Origin of the sequence: Terribacillus saccharophilus, assembly GCF_002272745.1 — a bacterium.
GTDB classification, from domain to species: domain Bacteria; phylum Bacillota; class Bacilli; order Bacillales; family Amphibacillaceae; genus Terribacillus; species Terribacillus saccharophilus_B.
Window position 1 is genome coordinate 495,430 of the sequence record NZ_NPBD01000007.1, and the last position, 23,423, is coordinate 518,852.

Annotated in this window: 24 protein-coding genes; 16 read left to right on the top strand and 8 right to left on the bottom strand. The window is 43.3% G+C overall.

Features of this window, described 5'->3' with window-relative positions:
* The first annotated feature begins 112 nt into the window (after positions 1-112).
* On the top strand, positions 113-1,357 hold the full coding sequence (locus tag CHH58_RS09655; RefSeq protein WP_095219287.1) for an aminopeptidase: 1,245 nt from the start codon (positions 113-115) through the stop codon (positions 1,355-1,357).
* On the opposite strand, the gene ligD is transcribed toward CHH58_RS09655, so the two are convergent.
* Positions 1,358-3,142, bottom strand: coding sequence for a DNA ligase D (ligD, locus tag CHH58_RS09660; protein ID WP_170937577.1), 1,785 nt, complete (start codon positions 3,140-3,142; stop codon positions 1,358-1,360).
* Between the two features lie 94 nt (positions 3,143-3,236).
* On the opposite strand from ligD, the gene CHH58_RS09665 reads away from it, so the two are divergent.
* Positions 3,237-4,085, top strand: coding sequence for a Ku protein (locus tag CHH58_RS09665; protein WP_095260367.1), 849 nt, complete (start codon positions 3,237-3,239; stop codon positions 4,083-4,085).
* A 149-nt stretch (positions 4,086-4,234) separates the two neighbouring features.
* On the top strand, positions 4,235-5,194 hold the full coding sequence (locus CHH58_RS09670) for an acyltransferase family protein (protein WP_095262432.1): 960 nt from the start codon (positions 4,235-4,237) through the stop codon (positions 5,192-5,194).
* A 34-nt stretch (positions 5,195-5,228) separates the two neighbouring features.
* On the opposite strand, the gene CHH58_RS09675 is transcribed toward CHH58_RS09670, so the two are convergent.
* Positions 5,229-5,966, bottom strand: a complete 738-nt coding sequence (locus CHH58_RS09675) for an AraC family transcriptional regulator (RefSeq protein WP_095219291.1) — start codon at positions 5,964-5,966, stop codon at positions 5,229-5,231.
* A gap of 224 nt (positions 5,967-6,190) precedes the next feature.
* On the opposite strand from CHH58_RS09675, the gene CHH58_RS09680 reads away from it, so the two are divergent.
* The 3 genes from CHH58_RS09680 (at position 6,191) to CHH58_RS18405 (ending at position 8,402) form a co-directional block, all read left to right on the top strand.
* Entirely contained in the window at positions 6,191-7,840 is a 1,650-nt protein-coding gene (locus CHH58_RS09680; RefSeq protein ID WP_095262433.1) for an ABC1 kinase family protein, read from the top strand.
* 2 nt (positions 7,841-7,842) lie between these two features.
* Positions 7,843-8,148, top strand: a complete 306-nt coding sequence (locus CHH58_RS09685) for a phasin family protein (RefSeq protein ID WP_095227993.1) — start codon at positions 7,843-7,845, stop codon at positions 8,146-8,148.
* Between the two features lie 113 nt (positions 8,149-8,261).
* Entirely contained in the window at positions 8,262-8,402 is a 141-nt protein-coding gene (locus tag CHH58_RS18405; protein ID WP_170937578.1) for a hypothetical protein, read from the top strand.
* A 31-nt stretch (positions 8,403-8,433) separates the two neighbouring features.
* Here the strand turns inward: CHH58_RS18405 and CHH58_RS09690 are convergent, their stop codons facing one another.
* Positions 8,434-9,450: a serine hydrolase domain-containing protein gene (locus tag CHH58_RS09690; RefSeq protein ID WP_095262434.1), complete on the bottom strand. Its 1,017-nt coding sequence runs from the start codon at positions 9,448-9,450 to the stop codon at positions 8,434-8,436.
* Between the two features lie 144 nt (positions 9,451-9,594).
* On the opposite strand from CHH58_RS09690, the gene CHH58_RS09695 reads away from it, so the two are divergent.
* Both CHH58_RS09695 and CHH58_RS09700 read left to right on the top strand, forming a co-directional pair.
* Positions 9,595-9,903: a YwdI family protein gene (locus CHH58_RS09695; RefSeq protein WP_095262435.1), complete on the top strand. Its 309-nt coding sequence runs from the start codon at positions 9,595-9,597 to the stop codon at positions 9,901-9,903.
* A gap of 17 nt (positions 9,904-9,920) precedes the next feature.
* A complete protein-coding gene (locus tag CHH58_RS09700; protein ID WP_095227999.1) occupies positions 9,921-10,289 on the top strand; it encodes a DUF423 domain-containing protein in 369 nt (122 codons plus the stop codon).
* Between the two features lie 29 nt (positions 10,290-10,318).
* Here CHH58_RS09700 and gerQ read toward each other — a convergent pair whose 3' ends face one another.
* The gene (gerQ, locus tag CHH58_RS09705) at positions 10,319-10,819 is read right to left on the bottom strand and encodes a spore coat protein GerQ (protein ID WP_095234133.1); all 501 of its coding nucleotides are present in this window, start codon (positions 10,817-10,819) and stop codon (positions 10,319-10,321) included.
* 246 nt (positions 10,820-11,065) lie between these two features.
* Entirely contained in the window at positions 11,066-11,812 is a 747-nt protein-coding gene (hemQ, locus tag CHH58_RS09710) for a hydrogen peroxide-dependent heme synthase (protein ID WP_095228003.1), read from the bottom strand.
* A gap of 261 nt (positions 11,813-12,073) precedes the next feature.
* On the opposite strand from hemQ, the gene pta reads away from it, so the two are divergent.
* Both pta and CHH58_RS09720 read left to right on the top strand, forming a co-directional pair.
* Complete coding sequence (pta, locus tag CHH58_RS09715) at positions 12,074-13,048, top strand: phosphate acetyltransferase (RefSeq protein ID WP_095228005.1); 975 nt, start codon at positions 12,074-12,076, stop codon at positions 13,046-13,048.
* Positions 13,049-13,163: 115 nt separating this feature from the next.
* Positions 13,164-13,967, top strand: a complete 804-nt coding sequence (locus CHH58_RS09720; protein ID WP_095262436.1) for a PAS domain-containing protein — start codon at positions 13,164-13,166, stop codon at positions 13,965-13,967.
* A gap of 26 nt (positions 13,968-13,993) precedes the next feature.
* On the opposite strand, the gene CHH58_RS09725 is transcribed toward CHH58_RS09720, so the two are convergent.
* On the bottom strand, positions 13,994-14,815 hold the full coding sequence (locus CHH58_RS09725) for a lipoate--protein ligase family protein (protein WP_249275088.1): 822 nt from the start codon (positions 14,813-14,815) through the stop codon (positions 13,994-13,996).
* Between the two features lie 185 nt (positions 14,816-15,000).
* Here CHH58_RS09725 and CHH58_RS09730 point away from each other — a divergent pair, with 185 nt between their 5' ends.
* Both CHH58_RS09730 and CHH58_RS09735 read left to right on the top strand, forming a co-directional pair.
* Positions 15,001-16,296, top strand: a complete 1,296-nt coding sequence (locus tag CHH58_RS09730) for an HD domain-containing protein (RefSeq protein ID WP_095232256.1) — start codon at positions 15,001-15,003, stop codon at positions 16,294-16,296.
* 12 nt (positions 16,297-16,308) lie between these two features.
* The gene (locus CHH58_RS09735; protein ID WP_095260369.1) at positions 16,309-16,812 is read left to right on the top strand and encodes a YwgA family protein; all 504 of its coding nucleotides are present in this window, start codon (positions 16,309-16,311) and stop codon (positions 16,810-16,812) included.
* A gap of 38 nt (positions 16,813-16,850) precedes the next feature.
* On the opposite strand, the gene CHH58_RS09740 is transcribed toward CHH58_RS09735, so the two are convergent.
* Complete coding sequence (locus CHH58_RS09740) at positions 16,851-17,585, bottom strand: hypothetical protein (protein ID WP_095260370.1); 735 nt, start codon at positions 17,583-17,585, stop codon at positions 16,851-16,853.
* 207 nt (positions 17,586-17,792) lie between these two features.
* Between CHH58_RS09740 and CHH58_RS09745 the strand changes: the two genes are divergently transcribed.
* On the top strand, positions 17,793-19,745 hold the full coding sequence (locus CHH58_RS09745; RefSeq protein ID WP_095262437.1) for an ABC transporter permease subunit: 1,953 nt from the start codon (positions 17,793-17,795) through the stop codon (positions 19,743-19,745).
* Between the two features lie 54 nt (positions 19,746-19,799).
* A complete protein-coding gene (locus tag CHH58_RS09750) occupies positions 19,800-20,300 on the top strand; it encodes a YwhD family protein (RefSeq protein WP_095262438.1) in 501 nt (166 codons plus the stop codon).
* Positions 20,301-20,345: 45 nt separating this feature from the next.
* Here the strand turns inward: CHH58_RS09750 and CHH58_RS09755 are convergent, their stop codons facing one another.
* Positions 20,346-22,247: a transglycosylase domain-containing protein gene (locus CHH58_RS09755; protein ID WP_170937579.1), complete on the bottom strand. Its 1,902-nt coding sequence runs from the start codon at positions 22,245-22,247 to the stop codon at positions 20,346-20,348.
* 43 nt (positions 22,248-22,290) lie between these two features.
* On the opposite strand from CHH58_RS09755, the gene CHH58_RS18410 reads away from it, so the two are divergent.
* On the top strand, positions 22,291-22,431 hold the full coding sequence (locus CHH58_RS18410; protein ID WP_170937580.1) for a hypothetical protein: 141 nt from the start codon (positions 22,291-22,293) through the stop codon (positions 22,429-22,431).
* A gap of 132 nt (positions 22,432-22,563) precedes the next feature.
* Entirely contained in the window at positions 22,564-23,391 is an 828-nt protein-coding gene (speE, locus tag CHH58_RS09760) for a polyamine aminopropyltransferase (protein ID WP_095262439.1), read from the top strand.
* Positions 23,392-23,423: the final 32 nt, after the last annotated feature.

Sequence of the window (23,423 nt, forward strand, 5' to 3'; positions counted from 1 at the left end):
GGTTTTTATGCAACAGCATATTGTTATGCCTCAGGTTCTCTTATGTTTCGTGAATATTCTAATTTTACGTTATAATAGGTGGGTATATTTGTTTTAATGGAGGAGTAATCAAATGAAAAAATTCGAAGAACAGCTACGCCAATTTGCCAAATTGGCTATCCAGACCGGTGTTAATCTTCAAAAAGGACAAGGATTACTGCTTGTTGCACCGATTGAATCAGTACGTTTCACACGAATGGTAGCGGAAGAGGCGTACAAAGCAGGTGCTAAAGATGTACATACAGAATGGTTAGATGATGAGCTGGTTGTCCAGCGTTATACACATGCTCCAATCGAAGCTTTAGAAAATGTACCTGCTTGGAAATTCCATGCTCGTAACGAAATGGTCAAGGATAATTACGCAGTTCTAAATATCCTTGGAGAGAATCCGGATCTTTTGGAGAAAGTAGATGGATCCAAAGTTGCGGCTTATATGAAAGCTGCTGGAAAAGGATTAACACCATATCGTGATTATATGATGAAAGATAAGATGCAATGGTCGATTGTTGCTTATCCGACTGTAGCATGGTCCAAGAAAGTGTTCCCTGAAAAATCGGTCGAGGAAGCACAGGAAGCAATGATGGAAGAAATCCTGCGCATCAGCCGTGTGACGGGAAATGAGGATCCGAATGCTGCATGGAAGGCGCATAATAAACAGCTGCACCTAGCTGCCGATTATATGAATAAGCAGCAGTTCACTAAATTGATTTATAAAGCAAAGGGCACTGATTTATCAATCGAGCTTCCGAAAGGGCATATTTGGAGCGGTGGTTCTGGTCCGACAGATGCAGGGGTCGATTTCAACGCCAATATCCCGACTGAAGAGGTATTCACAATGCCGCACAAGAATGGTGTAAATGGTACTGTATCCAGTACATTGCCATACAACTTCAATGGCCAGCTGATTGAAGATTTTCAGCTGACTTTCAAGGATGGCGAAGTAGTAGACTATAAGGCGGAAAAAGGCCAAGAAGCATTGAAAAACCTTCTGGAAGCTGATGCTGGTGCTAAACGACTTGGCGAGGTAGCACTTGTTCCGCATAAGTCTCCAGTTTCACAATCCGGTTTGATTTTCTATAACACATTATTCGATGAAAATGCTTCCTGTCACCTTGCATTAGGAAAAGCATATCCAACTTGTATTGCAGGCGGCAATGATATGACAGCTGCAGAACTCGAAGCAGCAGGCGTGAATGACAGTATTATGCATGAAGATTTCATGATTGGATCTGCTGATCTTGATATCGATGGCGTGAAAGAAGACGGCACTACTGTCGCAGTCTTCCGCCAAGGAGCATGGGCATTCGAATTCAAATGATCATACCAATTGGATAATAGAATCCAGCCTTTGGCTGTTCCTGGCTTCCTCATAGGAAGTGAAGGGGCAGCCTTTTTGGCGTATACGATCCGGCACAGTGAAAATGGTGAAGTCTTCAAGTGAGAGACCCTGTCTTACCTCCTCCCAAAATAATGGAGTACTGACAGTGCCACTGCTGCGTTTTCGGGCAGTGTATGGAACTGGCAGTGTTTTTCCCATCCCGAACTGGACGTAATCGATATACAAACGCTCCTGCCGATTTTTTTTCATTCTTTCGATTGTAAATAGATCTGGATGCTGCTGGACGAGCAATCTTGCCAAAGCTTCCGTGAAGGTGCCTGCTTGTTCGTAAGTAAGCTGGTTTTCTGGTAACGGGATGTACAGCTGCAAACCTTTGCTGCCGGAAGTCTTGATAAAAGTAGAAAGCTGCATTTGATCCAGCCATTCTTTAAGCAAATTAGCAGCCTTGATGGCCAGAGGAAGTGCATCTTCCGTTGGCGGATCAAGATCAATCGCGATTTCCCGCGGAAAATCATTTCCGATATGGTGAAATGGTGCATGAAATTCGATACTCCCATGATTAGCGAACCAAATCAAAGTCTGCAAATCTGGGCACTGCAAGGATTTCGTATCAGGTATAAAATCGGGTGCATAATCAGGTCTGTGCTTCTGATAGAAAAAGTCCGCTTCAATACCATCAGGGCAACGGATAATTGTCATCTCCCGTTTTATCATATGAGGCAGCATGAATGGAGCTACCGTCCGAATATAAAGCAGATAACGCAGCTTATCAATATGTGCTTCTTCCCAATATAGCTTATCCAGCTTGCTCAGCTCGACTGATTCCGGAAACTGGGCAAGATCTATAGCTGCTTGTTGCTCTGTGCAATCGGCAGCTGTCGCTGTGGGGGCTAAACTATGGAATCTAGGCTCGCGTAATTCTTCGTCCGCCTGCCCGAGACAATTTATTTTGGCACAAACTGCTGGAGGGAGGCGGAGGAGATTGTTTTCTATTTTTCCATTTTCCTTAAAAAAAGCAGTGAGTGTGTTTCGCTCTGCTTCTTCCATCCCATGCTTACATTTTCCGATTGGAACGAAATGACCTGTTCCATCTGCCAGCTGCGCATGAAAATAATCATTTTCTTTATCATAAGCAGTCAGGACTGCGGTGATTGTACGCCAATTCTTGATCTTGTACCAATCATGATGCTGTTTACCGGTCTTATATGTACTGGCTGAGCGTTTGGCTATGATGCCCTCACCTTGATGCAAAATGACAGAATCCATCAGTACTGCTGGGTCTAAGGAATAACTCACGTATTGTATAGCTCTTTTTTGATCATCGAATAGGTCTAGCAGCTCCTGCAATGCTTGTTTCCGGGAGGATAGCCGCCGTCTTTCCTGACTTTTCCCACCATCAACCAGCAAATCAAAAGCCATCAGCACTGCAGGTCGATTAGAAGTAACCTGTTTGATTCGATCGGCTGATTTTAATCGGCCGCGTGATTGGAGTAAGCCAAAATCTCCGCTTTGTGCATTTTTCGGCACGATCAGTTCACCATCAATCGAGAAAGGAATGTGCTTATCAGCTAATTGCTTCTGTTGCTCAGCATACGTGATGACCTCCGGAAATTGCTGGGATAAGTCGATTCCATTCTTGCTTGTCAACGTCACATTGTCAGTCGTAACTGTCAAAATGGCTCTAAACCCGTCATATTTTACTTCATATATCCATCCTTTCCCGACGGGACAGTTATCTCGATAGATCGGTTTCATTACTTGCATCGTATCTCGCTCCTTTCTCTTTAGTTTGAGGAAATACACTGGAATTAAACATGGAACAGACGTACAAACTAAGCTAAAAAGGAGTGAACAGTTCATGCATACGATGTGGAAGGGAACAATCAGCTTCGGGCTTGTGAATATTCCCGTAAAGATGCATGCTGCTACGGAGAATAAAGATGTAAAACTGCGGCAGCTTCATAAAGAGTGCAACACACCGGTCAAGTATGAAAAAGTTTGTCCTCATTGTGAGAAGGAATTACAGACGGAGGATATCGTCAAAGCTTATGAATACACGAAGAATAAATTCGTGGTTCTGGATGAGGATGAGCTACAGGCTTTGCAGAAAGAGCAGGAAGACAAAGCAGTGGAGATCGTCGATTTTGTCAGCTTGGAGGAAATCGATCCTATCTACTTTGAACGCTGCTACTATTTGTCTCCAAATGAAGGCGGAACAAAAGCATACAGTTTATTGCGGAAAGCACTTGAGGATACAGGGAAGATTGGCGTTGCCTCTATGGTCATCCGTTCGAAGCAGCAGCTAGCTGTCATCAGGGTGTATAAGAATGTACTAGTTGTGGAGACCATCCATTATCCGGATGAAGTTCGCAACGTCGCTGATGTGCCGAACATTCCTGCTGAAGATGCTATTGTCGATAAAGAGCTTAAGACAGCTAAGCTGCTTATTGAACAGCTCACAGCTACTTTTGATCCAGAGAAATACAATGATGATTACCGCGAAGCCTTGCTTGATTTGATTCAGGCTAAGCGTGATCATGAACAAGTCCATATCCCGACAGCTAAGAAACAGCCGAACAACGTAACGAATCTGATGGATGCATTGCAGGCATCACTAGATAAAGCGAAAAAGGATAAGCCTGCAGCCAAGAAGACAACCAGGAAGAAAACAGCAAGCCGACCTAAAAAGAAACCGGAAGCTGGATGATTATTCCTGTCATTTTACACATGCATGTCGTATATGACAGCGTCTTGACAGCTTGCTAACAAGTCAATGAAGAAAGGGCATATGCTATAGCGTTTCTGCTCCATGCTCCTTACTATGGAAGAATACATCCTGAAGAAGGAAGCGATAGTATGGAACGCGATGCATATTTTGATAATGCAAGATTGCTTATGATTGCCTTTGTGGTATTTGGACATTTAATTCAGCCGTATCAGGACATGTTGTTCCTGCAAATGAGCTATACATGGATATATACCTTTCATATGCCTGTTTTCATCTTTTTAGCTGGTTTCTTTGCCAGGGGAGCTGGGAATAAGGCTGCTGTTGAAAAGCTGGCGAAAAACCTGCTTTTACCGTTTCTGTTTTTTCAAGTCATCTACACGATTTACTACTTTATGATTGGAAAAGATGGCTGGATGGAGTCCATTCTTGTGCCGCAATGGGCACTGTGGTTTTTGCTTAGCTTGTTCTGCTGGCATATACTGCTGATTCCATTTAAAAGGATACGTCCTAGCCTCGGTATTCCGCTAGCTGTATTCATCGGTTTGTTAGTTGGATACTTTAATGAAATTGGAGGGGCATTGAGCCTTTCCAGGACGTTTGTTTTCTTTCCATTTTTCTTAATCGGTTATTGGGTGACAAAAGAGCAGCTTGCTGTACTTCGGCGAATGCCGATAAGGATAGGAGGCGGGCTTCTGCTAATTGCAGCAGGTGCTTTATTCTATCTTTATCCTGACATCCCGACTGACTGGCTGCTCGGATCGAAACCTTATGCAGTTTTAGGAGCCGGGGAAGCAGGAGGACTGATTCGGTTACTAGTTTATCTGTTCTCAGGATTTATGATGATTAGTATACTGGCGCTTATTCCAAATAAAGAGATGCCGTTTACAAAGTATGGACAGCGAACATTGTATGTCTATCTTCTGCACGGATTTTTCATCCAGTGGATTAGGGTGGATGACTTATTTGAGGTAAGTAATAGCCTGGATGTATTAGGTCTCCTGATTGTCACTCTAAGCATAGTAATGGTGCTTTCCCAGCGCTGGATGCTGCGAATATGGAAACCATTGATCGAGCTGAAAAGCCCATAAAAAAAACCGCACAGGTGAGCCTGTGCGGTTTTTTTTATATTGCGCGCGAGTCGCGGAATTGTTTTGGTGTCATGGATGTATAGAATTTAAATTGAGCCGTGAAATAGCTTTGGTTGCAGAAGTTGAACTTCTTAGCCAAGTCAGCAATCGATTGGTTTGTATGAAGCAGGAAATACTTAGCTTCCTCGATCTTCTTTTGGTTGATGAATTGCACTGTGGAAACACCAACTTCTTTTTTGAACAAATGGGAAAGGTAACTTGGATTCACATTGCAGTGAGAGCTGATTGCCTGCAAGCTCAGATCCTCCAAAATATGTGATTGAATATAGCCGATAGCTTCATTGATGATGTTGGAGTATTGTGTGGCTCTGCTTTTATTCAAGCCTTCGATAAAACGGACGAGCATATCATATTCTAATTCTGAAAGTTCCTGCTCTGTCTGGCAGTTCTCGATTTCAAGCATATAAGTCATATTAAGGCTTGATGCTACTTCTTGAGAAGCGCCGCCTCTCAAGATAGCGCGGGTGTACAGCGTGCAGATACTAATCAATTGGTTCTTTGCTGACCGTAACGGTTGGAAGGCATACTTCGGGCGTTCAGAAGTGGAAAGACTTTCGATTATAGATAATGCCCCGTTTAAATCACCATCGGATACAGCATCCATCAGCTGGTTTTCAAGCAGGTAAGAAGGGTACAAAAATTGTTTATTAGACTTGTTATTTTCGACGGAACGTTTTTCAGGCAGAACAGCATTTTTAGATATGCTAGACATACTATACCTCCGTTAAGGGTTATTGATATTACCATCAGTCTTATATATCAATATTGTAAGCGTTTTCCGAAGAAAAATAAACTGTTTTATTAAAAAATATTTATAAAACTGTTATTTTTACGTTTTTCGACACAGCCGCAGGTTAATAGACAAGCAAGAGAAGTACTAGCTATAATAGAGAATAGAAAGAAAGAAGGCAATTGTCTGAAAAAAGAGGTGTGCAAATGCGTGTCAAATCCACCCGTCGTATTATGTCTATCGTTTGGATGGTCATCCGATTTATGCTGCAGATCTACTGGTTTTATTTTCTGCATAGCCGCGTGTGGGACGAACAGGATAAACAGGAATGGGAAGCATTACTGACAAAGCAGGCGCGGGAGTATCGGAAAACTGCAGAGAAAAAAGGCGGGTTGCTGATCAAATTAGGTCAGTTTCTCAGTTCGCGTGCTGACTTGCTGCCAAAGATATTCATTCGTGAGATGGAAGGCCTCGTCGATAGGGTAAAGCCGACATCATTTACGCATTCGGAAGCAATATTAAAGGAAGAGCTTGGCAGCCGTTATGAGACAGAGATTGTGGATTTGAACCCTAAAGCTGTTGCTTCTGCCTCTATTGGTGAAGTGTACGAAGCATACTTGCAAAACGGTCGTAAGATTGCGGTTAAGGTCCAGCGGCACAATGTCAGACAGATATTCCATATGGATTTCAAAGCACTCCGAATCATTTTTTTTCTGCTCCGCAAATTTACGAGTATAGGAAAGAAATCGGATATGAAGGCTTTGTACGCGGAAGTAGTAACGATCATCAGCCGGGAATTAGATTTCCGGAAAGAACTGGAGCATGCAGATTATTTCAAGAAACGGTACAAAGGAAATCCGGATATCAAAGTGCCAGATTATTATCCGGAACTCTGCACAGGCAAAGTACTTGTGATGGATTGGGTAGAGGGACGGAAAGTGACGGATACAGATTATCTGGATGCCCAGAAGATCCCTCGTGAGCAAGTAGCTAAAGCACTTTTTCAATTCTTTTCTGATCAGTTTTTAAACAGCGGTATGTTCCATGCCGATCCTCATGCAGGCAATATCATGGTCCAGCCTGACGGGAAAATCGTACTGCTCGATTTTGGTATGGTCGGTGAAATCCGAGCAGCGGATACCGAATACTTACGGGAGGCTATTCAGGGAATTGTGCTAGATGATTATGAGGCCGTCATCCAAGCTCTCTACAATATGGAGTTTTTGCTTCCATCCGCAGATTCGGAGAAAGTGAAACGGATTATTAGGAAAACAGTGGATTTGTACAAGGGAGGTCAGCTTGATGTAGGAGACACGGAATCCTTCTTGCAGCTGATGGAGGAGCTGCAGGTAATTGTAAAGGAACAGCCAATACAACTCCCGGCAGATTTTGCCTTCCTCGGACGCGCAGTTTTCTTAGCAATTGGCCTTGTAGCTGTGATTTATCCGCAAGCGGATCTAGTAGAATGGGGAAAACCTGTCATCCTGCGCTGGATGAGAGGATCAAAAAAACATAGTTCCATCTATACTGGTATCATCACCAATTCACTTCGTCCATTCCTGTCGATGCCCAGAGCACTCGTTGACTGGCTCACTGACGGGGAGAAGCAGCGCAGCTGGGAAAGGGATAAGCAAAAGAACCAGCTACTGCACCATTTCTACTTCTTTTACACGATTCTGTTACTCGCCTTGACAGCAGGTTCGGCATACACGGGCATCCAAGGAATCATTCAGCATACATTATGGCTTGTCCTCGTTGGGTTTATCCTGACATTCATATTCTTTGGTCTATGGTTAATTCTCTTCATCAAGCATGTTCTGCTGCTAAGATCCATAAATAAAACTAGGAGGTTATGATAATGGCAGATTTGTTACGCAAAGGATTTCTTTTAGGTGTTGGTGCTGCTTTGGCTGGGAAGGAAAAGCTGGATGCTAAATTGAAAGAGTTAGTGGCAAAGGGAGAGATTACGCCACAGCAAGCGAAGGATTTGATTCAGCGTTTTGTAGATAAGGGAGAAGCGAAATCCAATGAGTGGAACGAGAAGAATCAAGAGAACATGCAGAAAAAAGTCAATGATCTAGGACTTGCTACAAAAGCAGATGTTGATGCTCTGAAGCAGCGGATCAGTCACTTGGAGCTGCGTTTGCAGAATAACGAGGATTAATAGATTTAAGTAGAAACTATTAATTTGTCGTGAATATTTTGAAAATTTGTTGTCATGCATACATTTCTCGATTAGAATGATGGTAGAGGTATAACCAGAGGAGGTAATTAGCAATGATTAGCTTTTTATCTTTAGTCGACCAAGTGGAACAAGAAATGAAACGCCCTTCCACAGCCACAGAATATGATTTTCTGAAATGGATGCATGAACAATATGTCGCTGAACAATCAGATATGCTGAAGCAAGCGCAATAACAGAAGACCCGCCATGTGGCGGGTCTTTTTATTAGCTGCCCAGGGAAGAACGTTTGTAAATGTCGCCAAGAAAGCTTTCCATTTGATGTTTGCCAGGATCCGTATTGATCATGCACATAAGCGCGTCTCCTTGTTCCGGTTTTCCTGCTAGCAGGCACTGAAATCCCTCTCCCCAGCCGAGCGCAGAATATTCCACAGCCCCCTCAGTAGTATCCAAGAAGACTCCCAAGCCAGCATAAGAAATCCCGCTATTCGAATGGAGGATCTCCTCCGCATCCTTTTTGTCAATGATAGCGGAGGAGTATCCCTTTAAGGACTCGTGTAATGCAACAACCAGCTTCATTGCATCTATCGGTGTTGTCCACAAACCGCAAGCCGCATCATACGGGTAGTAAGGATATAGACTAGGAATAGGGTTCAGATTCTGATGCCCATAAGCAAATGGGTGACGCAGAGAATCGTGGTAGTAGCTGTCCTTCATTCCTAAGGGATCGAACACGTATCTTTTCATAAGTGCATTAAAAGGCTGCCGATATGTATCTTCCAATGCAAGCTGTACAATCATATAACCTGCGTCACTATAGGAGAAAGCTGTGCCAGGTTCTAGTTCGGTCACGATGCGCTTTGCACATGCTATTGTTGTGCCTTCCAATAGCTCGGCTGTGCTGAATGAAGCTGAATCGAAAGGAATGGCTGGAAAACTGTGTTCCGGATCAATGATACCACCTTGATGCTGCAGCAGTTGCCGTAGAGTAGGTGTATTATAGTAAGTATCTTCTTCCAATTTCCACTTACATAGCAGGTCATTGACATGCGCGTCTAATAACAGCTTGTCCTTGGAAACTAGAGTAAGGACGAGAAAGGCTGTAACGAATTTACTGACAGAGCAAGCATGAAAAGCAGTGGAACTATCAATTGGTGTCCTTATCACTTGATTCCCATAACCTGCACAAAAGGATTGTAAAGAATGACCAGCCTCCATATAAGCCATACTGAAACCTGTAATTCCATTCGATAGCATCAGTTCTTCTATATCGTCTGTCTTCATTTCTTAACCTCCGATTTTGAATATGTTATGAACAGTATACCTGTTTTTAAGATAAAGGAACATGTGTTCTTGTTGGCGGGGTTAATTTTTGTCTTTTATATCTGTTATAATGCAGGTAGTAGCAAAACGATGGAGGTGTTCGAGTTGTTAAGTGAAGAAGCAGTGCTTCGGCATATGAAAGAGGAGCTAGAACGGGCATTAGACCATGATGATGTCCAAAAGCAGCGGGAGCACGTTCGGGCGGTTCGTTCGATGTGTGACTTGTTTTTGCAAAGTGAGCTTTCAGAGCGTCCAGTCAAAACGCAGGTGTCTAAACCGTCAGAAGCAGCAGTAAGCCCATCTGCAGCAGAATGGGCAGCAATGACAGGGGAATGGCCGGACCAGCAGACGCCCAAAAAAGCATTTGAAGAAGATGATGACGAATCGAACGGCAAGTCATTGTTCGATTTTTGATATAAAGGAGCAGAAAAATGAAAGCATTACTCATAATCGGAGCCATAAGTGGTTTCATTACTGTAGCGCTTGGAGCATTCGGAGCGCACGGACTAGAAGGAAGATTGTCTGAGAAGGCAATTGCCACGTGGGAGAAAGCAGTTCAATATCAAATGTTCCATACAGTGGTCATTATCGGGGTAGCATTATTGCTGCAGAAGATTCAAGTAGGAAGTTTGACGACTGCTGGAGGTTTCTTTATCGCAGGCATTCTGCTATTTTCAGGAACGCTTTACATATATGCTGTCAGCGGAATCACGATCTTTGCTATCATTACGCCAGTAGGCGGAGTGGCATTCCTGATTGGATGGGTGCTGCTCGGCTATTCTGCAATCAAATATCTATAAAAAAAACCTCTGCCGAAGCAGAGGTTTTTTTATCTTGGTGGATAAGTTGCCAGACCACCTGGATTTCCATACGGGTAGTTATAATTAAGCGGTTCATCGAATGTCACATAATCGAGATATACCATCAATAATAAGTAGCGGCGATTGTTCTCAGGATCACGAAGAATTATGTGATCACGTCCAGCAGCCTCAATCACGCCTTTGAAAATCTTTGCGTTCCAGCGGTCATTGTTTTCGAAGGTCATATAAACAGTAGCCAGTTTGTTTCGATTCAGACGCAAAATGTTCTCGATATAAGACTGCTCGGTTGGAAGTCCTGGTAGTGCTCCACCCGGGCCGCCTTGACCTTGTGATGGAACTTGCTGTTGCTGTTGTTGCTGCTGCGGGAAAAAAGGCTGGTTTTGCTGACGAGTTGGGTAGCTATAATTCGGGACTTGCGGATAAGTATAGGCTTGGTTTGGGCTCTGTTCCTGATACTGCGGAGTGCTTGGAGACTGGTTTTCTTGATTCGGGTTCTTACTCATTTTCATTCCCCTTTCCTATATCCTTTCAGAAGACACTCGGGCGGGCTGAAGCTGTGAAGGCAGTAATTGTGTATAAGACACGTTGTATTAGTATCGCAAGGAGTTTTTTCTTGCGCGCTGCAGCCTTCACAACCGTTATCGCCATACCTCATGTCAAAGGAACTCATGCCTGTTCTTTGACATGATATGAAGCCTGAAAGGGGAGTAGAACAAGGGAATAAAAAAAGCCGGACCAAATTGGTCCAGCTTTCATTAGATATGGAAGTAGGTGGATGCGGCTTCTTTATTTAGGATATTTCCAAAATAGAAGTCACCGAATTCGCCGTATCGTGCGCTTACTTCATCGAATCGCATTTCATATACTAGTTTCTTGATTGGCAGTGGATCGTGTGCGAATAATGTTACGCCCCACTCCCAGTCATCGAAACCAAACGAACCTGTGATAATCTGTTTGATTTGACCAGCATATTTACGGCCGGTTTTGCTATGCTCATACATAAGTTTCGAGCGAGCATCTTTTTCAAGTGAATACCAGTTGTCTTCATTCATCCGGCGTTTATCCATCGGGTAGAAACACATATAATCCCAACGAGGTAGAATTGGTTTTAAACGTGCTTGTACTTCTGGTTTTTGTTCGATATCAACACCAGGTTTGCTCATATATTTGGAGAGCTCAACAACAGATAAGTAAGAGAAGCTTTTCGTCATGAAAGATGCGATCTGCATTTTATCGAAAGCTGTTTCGATCTCCTGCAATTCATCCATTGTCGGACGCATAATCATAAACATTAGGTCAGCTTTATGACCGATAATCTTATAGACAAGCTGACTGCCGTTATTCGCTTCCTCAACTTGTTCCATATTTGAAAGCCAGTTCTGATATTCCTCGATTGCTGCTTGACGCACATCCTCGGAAGCCAGTTTCCAGCTTGTCCAATCCATTACACGGAAATCATGCAGGCAATACCAGCCGTCCATGGTTTCTACTGCTTCTGCCATGCCTAAACACTCCTTTTTCGTTCACATTCTTTGTATAGTGTAACACAAACGACATCACACCATGCTTATCGTTGCTTTCTTGTTCCCACTTCTATTATATCAACTGTTCAGCATGCTTCGTGTGTATACTTTGACAGAAATGGGAACATCTAAAAGGTCGGTTATTTTAATTAAAAAAATCAGTACCAGCTGATATGACTTTAAAAGTAAAACAAAAAGATTTACTATAGAAATGCAGACATATTCTAGGAGGGTTTTAGGATGAGTGATTTATTTCAAACATTGCGGGAAAAAGTAACAGGCCAAAATAAAAAGATCGTCTTGCCGGAAGGCTTGGACGAACGTATTTTGGAAGCAGCAGCAAAGCTTGCAGAAGAGGGGATTATTGCACCGGTTTTGATCGGCAATAAAGAGCAAGTGGAACAAAAGGCAAAAGAATTATCTATCGACTTGCACGGTGCAGCAATTCTTGACCCAGATACGTATGAGAAATTCGATGAGCTAGTTGCAGCGTTCGTGGAACGCCGCAAAGGCAAAGCGACAGAAGAAGATGCAAAGAAATTACTAAAAGATGAAAATTACTTCGGTACAATGCTTGTTTATACAGGCGAAGCTGACGGGCTTGTGAGCGGAGCTGCACACTCTACTGCTGATACAGTACGTCCAGCACTTCAAATCATTAAAACGAAGCCTGGAATTAAAAAGACTTCCGGTGCATTCGTAATGGTAAGAGAAAATGAGCGCTATGTTTTCGGTGACTGTGCTATCAACATCGCACCTGACAGCCAGGATCTTGCGGAAATTGCTGTAGCAAGTGCTGAAACAGCAGCTATGTTCGGTATCGATCCAAAAGTAGCATTGCTTAGCTTCTCGACTAAAGGATCTGCTAAATCTCCGGAAACTGAAAAAGTATCGGATGCGCTAGCGATTGCGAAAGAGAAAAATCCTAACCTTGTTGTAGATGGCGAATTCCAATTCGATGCGGCTTTCGTACCATCTGTTGCTGCGAAAAAAGCACCGGATGCTGTATTGAAAGGTGATGCAAATGTATTTGTATTCCCTAGCCTCGAAGCAGGTAACATTGGGTACAAAATTGCCCAGCGTCTAGGTAACTTCGATGCTGTAGGTCCGATCCTGCAAGGTCTGAACGCACCAGTAAACGATCTTTCCCGCGGCTGTAATGCAGATGATGTGTACAAGCTTACACTTATCACTGCTGCTCAGTCCGTAGAATAAGCATATAGGGGAGACGCCTTTCTTAAAGAAAGGCGTCTATTTTTGTTTGTTTTGTTATTACAGTCCAAGTATAGTAGAATAACCTTGTCTTAGATGTAAAAGGAGTGAGTATTTGTTGGGCAATGATATCCGCTATTCATCCGAAGTAACAGAGCAGTTTGTGAAGTACGCCATCGATTACGTAGGTGCAGGAGTGGTAATCACAGACCCCTCACTTCCTGATAATCCGATTATTTATACAAACAAAGGTTTCGAAGAACTTACCGGTTATCCTTCTGAAGAAATTATCGGCCATAATTGCCGTTTTCTTCAAGGTGAAGATACGAGAAAAGAAGATGTTGCAGCCGTCCGGGATGCGATACGTGATGAAAAGACTGTCGTGGTAGAGTTGAAAAACTACCGCAAAAACGGTGAAATGTTCTGGAATGAGCTGGAGATCTATCCAATTTATCTGGAAAGTGAGCAGAAGAATTTCTTTGTCGGTGTCCAGAAAGACGTGACACAGCGGAAGCGGAATGAAGAGCTTGTTTCCCATTACTTAGAGGAAGTAACCCGCTTATCCACGCCTATCGTTCCAATTACGGATACGACATCGATTTTACCATTGATTGGTGATGTCGATGATCGCAGACTGAATCAAATATTGGAACGTGTAGGTGAACATGTTCAGAAGTCAGGAGAGAGGAATTTCCTTCTTGATTTGCAAGGAATCAGCCGCTTTCATAGCGGTGTTCATAATGGTGTGCTGCGCCTGCATCAGCTGCTGGATATGATGGGTACCCGTCTCATAGTCACTGGCTTCCACCCAAAGATGGCTATGGAAAGTGTGCGCCAGGCAGATTTCAGTGATCAAAACATCACGTTTTATGCATCAGTTAAACAGGCATTAACCTTCTTGGAAAAAGAAGAAAACCGCTGAACCGATAATCGGTCAGCGGTTTTTTATTAGAAATTCTCATTACGGCTGCGCATCAGCTTCATCCGTTCTTGCTGCAGTTGGACTTCTTGAACTGTCATCTCAGAGGAAGGATTAATAGCTGTGATAGAGGCTAGTCCATCAACAATCCGCTTACAAACTTGTTCGCTAGTAAGGGGAACCTGGAGCAATTCTTCCAGTGATGCCATCGTTTCCGGCACTACAGCAGGGAAGGTGAAGCGAGTTTCCGCATCTTTTTTAGCTCTTTGATAAAATCCTTGAACAATTTCGGCACGTGACGCGCCGCTTCCATCTACACACAAGTAAATTTGAACAGCAGAACCGTCTTTTACTCTGCGCTGGGAGATACCTGCAAATTTCCGGCCGTCTATGCTCAAGTCATAGGTTCCAGGACAATAAGAACCGACTACCTCAAAAGCTTCAATTTTATCAGTAAGATCCTGGAAGATATATTGGATGAAAGAAACCATCGCTTGATAACCGTCATGGATTCCGATGTGCTTGGCATCCGGGAAAATGAAGGATAGATTGACAACCCCTTTATCCAGCAGCACAGCTAGTCCGCCAGAGTTTCGGACGACAGCTTTATAGCCTTTTTCCTGTAAATAAGATATTCCTTCTTTTATATAAGGAAGACGAGAATCAGGTATGCCGAGCATAATCGTGCGGTCATGAACCCAAAGTCTTGCAGTTGGCGGAGCTAGATTTTCTCCGACGGAAATGGCTAAGGCATCATCTATCGCAAAGGAAGCCATCGCCTGTTCCGGACCGTCTTCACCGGAATGATCGATAATGCGGAATTCAGGTGCTTTTAATAATGTATGTAACACGTAGAACGCGCTCCTTTTCAGCTGAATGGCATTAAAACGCCAATACATAGTATAGCAAAAAATAGGGTAGACAAGAAACGAGTAAAAATTACTTTTAGTTGTTTACGGGGGACCCGATATTTTATACACTAATTCTATTGGACAAAAAAATACGAGACAGAATGACATAAAGTGAGGCAGAGGAAATGGCGTATCGAGACGAAAAACTAGATGAAGAAAAAGTTTTCAAAGATCCTGTGCATCGCTATGTACATGTCCGTGACAGGGTGATATGGGATCTGATAGCAACGCCTGAATTCCAGCGGCTTCGCAGGATTAAGCAGCTTGGAACCTCTTATATGACGTTTCATGGAGCCGAACACAGCCGGTTCAATCATTCCTTAGGGGTTTATGAGATTGTCAGACGGATCGTGAACAACTTCGAGAACCGCAAGAACTGGAAAAAGGAACAGCGGCTGCTTCTGCTCTGCGCTGCTTTGCTCCACGATCTTGGTCATGGACCGTATTCTCATTCCTTCGAAAAGGTTTTCGGCTTGGATCATGAGGAATTCACCCGAAAGATTATCCTAGGGAATACTGGAGTCAATCATGTGCTGCGGAAAGTGAGTGCAAGTTTTCCGAAGAAAGTAGCTGAGGTTATCAATAAGACATATGGCGATAAATTAATCGTCAGTATCATCTCAAGCCAAATCGACGCAGACAGGATGGACTATTTGCAGCGTGATGCCTATTTCACGGGTGTAAGCTACGGCCATTTTGATATGGAACGTATACTTCGGGTAATGCGGCCCCGTGAGGATCAAGTCGTTATTAAAGAATCCGGCATGCATGCAGTAGAGGATTATATCATGAGCCGCTACCAAATGTATTGGCAAGTATATTTCCACCCGGTAACACGCAGTGCGGAAGTAATACTGACGAAAATTCTGCATCGTGCAAAAGCACTTTACAAAAGTGATTATACATTCAAGCTGCGACCGCAGCACTTTATCTCCTTGTTTGATGAAAATGTCACCTTGGAAGATTATATACGGCTTGATGAAAACGTAACATCCTTCTATTTCCAGGCTTGGCTTGAAGAAGATGATGATATACTAAGGGACTTGTGTGAAAGATTCCTGAATCGCAGACTTTTCAAGTATATCGAGTTCAATCCGCTTCTGCATGTAAAAGAGATGGTCGAGCTGTCCCGGCTCTTCAGTGAAGTCGGAATCGATCCGGAATATTATCTGATTGATGATTCTTCATCAGATTTGCCTTATGACTTCTATCGTCCAGGCGAGGAAGAAGAGCGTTTGCCGATCCATTTACAATTACCAAATGGAAAACTTAAGGAATTATCCCGCCAATCGGATATTGTCGAAGCGATTTCGGGTAAAAAACGAACAGACCATAAATTGTATTTCCCTCAGGACATTCTGGAAGCCCTGCCGGATGACAGTCAACAGAAGCAACGGATCTATGATATTTTATTCCAATAAGGAGGAGCAGCTATGCTAGCCAACCACGCAAATCTCCTGCAATTCTTTTCTTCCGTGGAAGAAGTGGTAGGAAGAAAGAAACTGCAAAAGATGATTTACATACTGAAGAAAAATGGTATTCCGTTCGGTGAAAAATATGAATTCCATCTATTCGGTCCCTATTCGGAGGAACTATCCCTGCGTGTGGATGAACTGAGCAACCTCGGTTTGATCAAAGAGACAAAAGAGGATAAAAGCAGCTATTTCCAATACCGTTATACAATTACGGAGGAAGGCCAACAGTTTCTCACACATTATGATAATCAATTCCCGGATTACCAGGAAGCTATCCGCCTGCTGAAAGAAAAAAGCTCTCGTTTCCTGGAGCTGGTTTCCACTATGCTGTACTTTGAAGAACTACCGCAAGAAGAAGTAGAAGATAAAGTACGGACAGTGAAAAAGAAACAAAATTATACCGATGAAGAGATGACCCAAGCTTGGGAATTCATCAGTTCATTGAAAAAACAGCAAGTTTGAAAAGAGCGAAGGATCCACGTGATCCTTCGCTCTTTTTCTTACACTAGTAATAACAATATGGTATAGCCGGCTGCACCAAGCAGGAAGCTTCCGATACTGCTTTCCTTTTCCTCAGGAAGCTCTTCTTTCAGTACATTCAATACGATACCGCCTGCAATGAAGGCATTGAGTATCGAGATTGCTACCTCGTTCAATTCGGTTAAAACGCCAATGAACCAGCCCAAAAGAATGGCGCCTGTAAGAAGTAATCTTCCGTACTTATCATAGATATGTTTGTGGTCACTCCGCAGACTCCGGTCATTGGTAATGAAGTGGACACCTAAAGCGAGAAAATAGAATAGCATCCCGAGGGGAGACTCATATTCTTCCCGTACCAGCAGGTAGCCGATAATAGCGTTATATAGAAAGAAAGAGCTGATATGCAGCCAGAAAACACCGGAACCCGCCGCTTCAGGATTTTTAAGTCTATCTGTCCGTTTAGAGACTGTCACCATTCTTTCCAACCCATAGAAAAGTACCAAACCTATTAGAGCAACAATATAAATATGGTGTTCTGCATAGCGCCAAACACTATCTCCTAGTTCGGTCTCCAATTGTTCCTGATAAGAATTTAACTCAGGGAGAAGATGTACGAACACATAAGCCGCAGCTATTCCCGCAGAAACAGATAGGAATTTACTCCGTGGTGTTTCCTTCAGAAAACTCATGTACTTAGAGAAGTAATGGATAAGTGCGAAACCTGCTGCGAAAATTAAACTAAGCCAAAAATACATAGAATCTTCCTTTCAAACTTTTCTGCGTAAAGTACTTTTCCCGATTCGAACTTGTCATAATCAGCTGTGAAGTTGGTTGGTCCTTAATCAGTTTGAACATTCTTGTTTAGTAATCTTACATTTTTGTATATAATTAACAGAATATTATAATATAATGGAAGATTGAAGAGGTAATAAAAATTGTAATAGGGAAGAAGAGTGGGAAGAATGCGAGCTGTCTCTTTTGTAGGTTATCTGTTTGTTGGTTTGGTTGGACTTGTCCTGATAAGCTGTGTCCCATCAATATTTATGCCAGATTCATCAGGATATTTCAGTGCGGTTGCTGTATTAGCTGAGCAAATACTGGACCCTTCCCGTTGGGTATATGACCAAGGGTATGGACGGATATATCCATTATTCGATTATCTTGCTCCTGCGATGTCTTATTCAATGACAATCCTAATTGGAGCATTGTTGACTGGATTTATTGGAGGGTTGCTGTTTGCAGTCGTTTCTTGTCTGCTGCCAAACAAAGTTGTTTTCCCATTTAAGCGGCTGGGTTATTTACTTGAATCCATCCCGGATGTCATTTTAGCTTTCGGTATCCAACTATTTGTTGTTTTCTTCTATAAACAATTCGGATTTTTATTATTCCGTTTCAGCTCTGTAGGACAAGAAGAAATCTATGTTCTACCGATTCTGATATTAGCGATTCTGCCTTTTGTGACCTTCTACCGTATCGTACTGTCTATGCTGGAAGAGGAACAGCAAAAGGACTATGTACTATTAGCAAAAAGCAAGGGGATGGGAAGAGAGGCTATTCTATTCCGTCATGTCTTACCGAATATCCTGCCATCTGCTTTCTTACATACAAAAGTCATTACTTGGGCTACGCTCTCAGCACTGCCTGCGATTGAATATTTGATGAATCTATATGGTATTACAAGTATTTTGAAAGAGTTGCTGCTGCAGCCAGGACAGAGTATCATTTTTTTCTTTATCCTAGCAGCATTCTTTGTGCCATTCTATCTCATCTATTCCACTGCAGAAATGATCTTCGGGGAAAAGTCACGAGTCTCCTCCGCACCTGCTTGGAAGGCGGCGCCGCTCTTTGGATCAAGGGACAAAGGAAGGCACATAATATTTGATAGGGCTTCAAATAATCAAAAGATTTATAGAAATCAAAAGTTTATGCTAGGTTTTATCTTGATTGCATTGCTATTTATCGGGAGCTGTATTTATACGCTAGCAGCGAATCCGATTATCAATGTAGATCAATATCAATATGATGATGCGGGTAATATGATACAGAAAGCGCCGTTTGGACCAGGAGAAGATTATTGGCTGGGGACTGATCGACTGGGCAGGCATTTGGATGATGTGCTGTTAGCAGGTGCAAAATATACAATCGGATTCGCTTTGTTAGTCACGGCATTGAGGATTGTAGGTGGGTTCTTGCTTGCCATTCCCTACGTCCTGCTAATGCCAGCAAGGATTCGAAAGTTCCTTGACAAACTGGTGGATGGATTACATTATGTGCCGCAATCTTTGTTAGCGATAATGCTTTTGACGCCAATTATTTCTCCGGACTCATTACTGTCATTTCCAGAGAAGATAATCTGGCAAATAGTGATTCTATTTCTATTAGTATTGCCGTTAACTACCATTCTGTTAGGAAAAGAAATACATCATTCCTTATCGAGTGCATACGTAACAAGCGGAGTTGTCCTTGGAGCGAGCCGCTCGCAGCTTTTAAGAAAACACGTGTGGCCGCAAATCAAAATTAGGTGTTACATCCTTTTCGGCCAGCAAACACTTCAAGTAATAGTCCTGTTCATCCATTTAGGTGTGTTTCAGTTATATTTCGGCGGTACGGTGCCAGGGGAAGAGGGTTTCTCTGGTGCTCCAGCCACTAGTGAATGGTCTTCTCAGATTTCCTTTCTCCGCTATATGCTAATGACGGGACAGGGCTTTTATACAATCAGTATCTTACTGGCATACCTTCTATTGATCGGCTGTATTCAACTGATGGTAGACGGATTGAAGGAGGTTGAGTTAAGGAGATTAGGGGTTAATCTTTCAAAGAAAGAAAAGAAATCAAATACATTTCTAACCGAAGCTTCTGCTTCAACTGTCGTCTCATCCGATGCTTTCCGTTTCCATGATAAACAATTGAATTGAAGTAATAATCCGACACATGCTACTATAGAAGCAAAAGTCGAGGGAGCGGTATACGTGGAAAAGAAGAAGAATAATGCTTTCACGATCATGAAGGATGACTCTACAGACGGGCATGGCGGATATGGTGTAGGATCAATCAGCCTGGAGAATATGAGCCCAGTCATCGTTGATCCAAATGAGAAAACGGCATATGTGGATATGGCGGCGATGCATGCCCGCAGTCAAGTGGAAAGACGTGTGCGTTTCCAGCATGAGAAGGAAAAGGTACAAGACGGGAAGCTGTATTGGATTGTCTGGGTGACAGTGCAAAATGGCGGCGATGGCCCATATTACTTTGGAGCTGCTGCCAGCGAAATTCTTGTCGATCGGCCGAATCGTATCGCCTACAAATCGATGCCGGAGCATGTGAAGCATATGGAGCTGTCCATGAAAGGCAAGTACGTGCTCGAGCATATGGATGAACTATCGAAGGGATTGCTGCTGGATTTCCTTAAGGAATATAAACCAGAATTCTGGAGCAGATCGCCAAAGGATCTGGAAAATCAACTGCAATAATAGAGAAAGCCGCTGCCTCCAAAAAGGAAACAGCGGCTTTCTCTATTAAAACAGCCAATCAAACCAGCGTTTGCGTCTATTCATCGGTTCTTCCTGATCTGGTTGGAGAGGGTACTCATCTAAATCGGGTCGGCAGTATAGCTTAGGTTCTGTACCCCGTACAAAATAAGTGAATCGGCGCTTTTCGCAATATGACGTGGAAAGAAAGCCGGAATCAGGATCGACAAACATACCTCGCACGCCAGCAGGAGGCCGGAAAGCTTTAATTGGTTCGCCCTGATGCGCCGCTTCCATAAATCCGGCCCAAATTTCCTTGCTGTATGCAAGCTCCTTTACTTTCTCCATGGAGCGGTTATTATCATAGCCAGTCCAAACGGCTGTTACCAGGTCAGGACTGAATCCTACCATCCAGCTATCAGTTGTTGTTGTTCCGGATTTGCCTGCATATGGCCGGCTTAGCTGATCCTTGATTGAGGCACCTGTGACACGCATATAGCTGCTGAGCGAGTCATCGAACATACCTGTCATCAGATCAGTGAGCACGAAAAGTCTTTTTTTATCCAGCTTGCTTTTGTCTTTTTGCGGTTTATGAGAATAGATAGTCTTACCGTTGCGATCGACGATTTTTTCGATTGTATAGCTTTCAACCTGTTTACCGCCATTTGCTATCCGGCTGTAGGCAACACCCATCTCTTCGACAGACACCGGTGAAGTTCCAAGAGCGAGGGAAGGAACTGCCTGTAATTCACTTGTGATACCGAGCTTCTTGGCATCTGCAGCGATCTTTTCTGCACCAATCATTAAATTCGTTTTCACTGCGTAAATATTATCCGACATCGCGATAGCTTCTACCATTGTGATTTCATCATTTGCATAATAGCCATGAAAATTACCAGGTGCATATTCTCCGCCATCCGGCAGTTCAAAGGTCGTCTCTTCGCTTCTTAACTGTGTCATCGGTGTAAAACCGTTTTTTAGGGCTGTGTAATAAACAAAAGGCTTAAATGCGGAGCCTGGCATACGTTTAGAAGTAGTAGCTCTGTTATACGTACTCGCTTTGTAATCAGTTCCGCCGACCATAGCTGTGATTGCACCGGTATCTGGATCTATAGCAATCGCTCCTGTCTGCAGTTCTGTATCAGCCGGAATCGTATCTGCTATTTGCGTCTCTAATTTAAGCTGCTGATCAGAATCCATCGTTGTATAGACGTGATACCCAGCTGTTGCAGCTTGATCCTCGTCCATCTCCAGAACATCGGCTAGTTCGTCTGTAATATAATCTTGGAAATAACCGGCACGTCTGACTGTTTCCCGTTCCTGCTCTGTTGAGAGCGATACAGCTGGAAGCGATTCGGGTTCAGTGATGTAGCCTTCATTCTGCAGCAGTCCATAAATATATTCCTGCCTTTCATCGGCAAGCTCTTTATTTTGAAAAGGAGAGTAGTAGGATGGACCTTTTGGTATACCGGCAAGCAGTGCAGCTTCAGCAGCTGTTAAACTGCCAGGATCTTTATCCATATAATAATCGCTCGCTGCTTGGATACCATACATCCCATGCCCGTAATAAATCGTATTTAGATATCCTTCCAATATTTCATCCTTCGAATAAAACATCTCTAAGCGGATACTGTATATGGCTTCCTTGAATTTTCGGGTCCACGTCTTATCATTCGTTAAGTAAAGATTCTTAGCATATTGCTGGGTAATGGTACTGGCTCCTTCAACCTTGGCCCCAGCCTTGATGTCCTGCAGGGCGGCAGCGAATATGCGTTTCCAGGCAAAGCCATGATGTTTGTAGAAGTTCTTGTCTTCTGCCAGAATAGTTGCATGGATCAAGTGAGGAGAGACTTCATCCAAGGTTATCCAGCGTTTTTGTGTGTTGCCGTACTGTTCACCGAGGATTGTGCTGTCATTCGCATAGAATGTTGTACTCCATTTATTTGTCATCGGAGGAGGCCCCATCAGATAACAGATGAGGAGCAGTCCGCCGATGGCAGTTATCACGCTTCCGAGAATGACGGCTGCCAGCCTTTTTGGCCTGAGCCACTTCTGCCAATTGGCTATCGGAATCCGAATCAAATCAATCGCCTGCTTCCTTCATGGTGTCAAAAACAGTATCGACATCCAGTAGGATAATAAACGTCGGAAAGGGTTGCTTTTTTTCGGATTTTCTCTATAATTTGATTGTTTAAAGCTATAAAAATGACCAACACTAGTTGCGAGATGATATAGGATTCTACACATAGAGGAGTTTTGACAGCTAATGGAACTTTGGTATACAGAAAAACAGACAGATAGCTTTGGTATCACAGCAAAAGTGAAGCGTTCACTGCATAGTGAGCAGACTGATTTTCAGAAATTGGACATGCTCGAGACCGAAGAATGGGGTAATATGCTGACATTGGACGGCATGGTTATGACTACAGAGCGTGATGAGTTCGTTTATCATGAGATGGTAGCGCATGTGCCATTGTTCACGCACCCGAATCCTGAGAACGTGCTGATTGTAGGCGGAGGAGACGGCGGTGTTATCCGTGAAGTACTCAAGCATGACAAAGTGAAAAAAGCGACACTTGTTGATATCGACGGCAAAGTTATCGAGTATTCCAAGAAGTTCTTGCCTTCCATCGCAGGTAAAATGGATGATCCTCGTGCAGATGTGCGCGTCGGTGACGGTTTCATGCATATAGCTGAAAGTGAGAACGCTTATGATGTCATTATGGTCGATTCGACAGAACCAGTAGGACCCGCATCTAACTTATTCACGAAAGGTTTCTATGCTGGGATTGCAAAAGCGCTCAAAGACGATGGTTTGTTCGTTGCTCAGACAGACAATCCGTGGTTCAAAGCTGACTTGATTTCACAAGTGTACAAAGATGTGAAGGAGATCTTCCCGGTAACAGAGCTATACACGGCGAATATCCCTACTTATCCTAGTGGTCTATGGACGTTCACGTTGGGCAGCAAGGTGCATCATCCGAAAGAAGTGAAGGAAGAACAGCTCCAGCCAATCGAAACGAAATACTATACACCAGAACTGCACAAAGCTGCTTTTGTCCTGCCGAAATTCGTACAGGACTTATTGAAATAAAAATGGAGAGACGCTTCCGTGGGGAGCGTTTT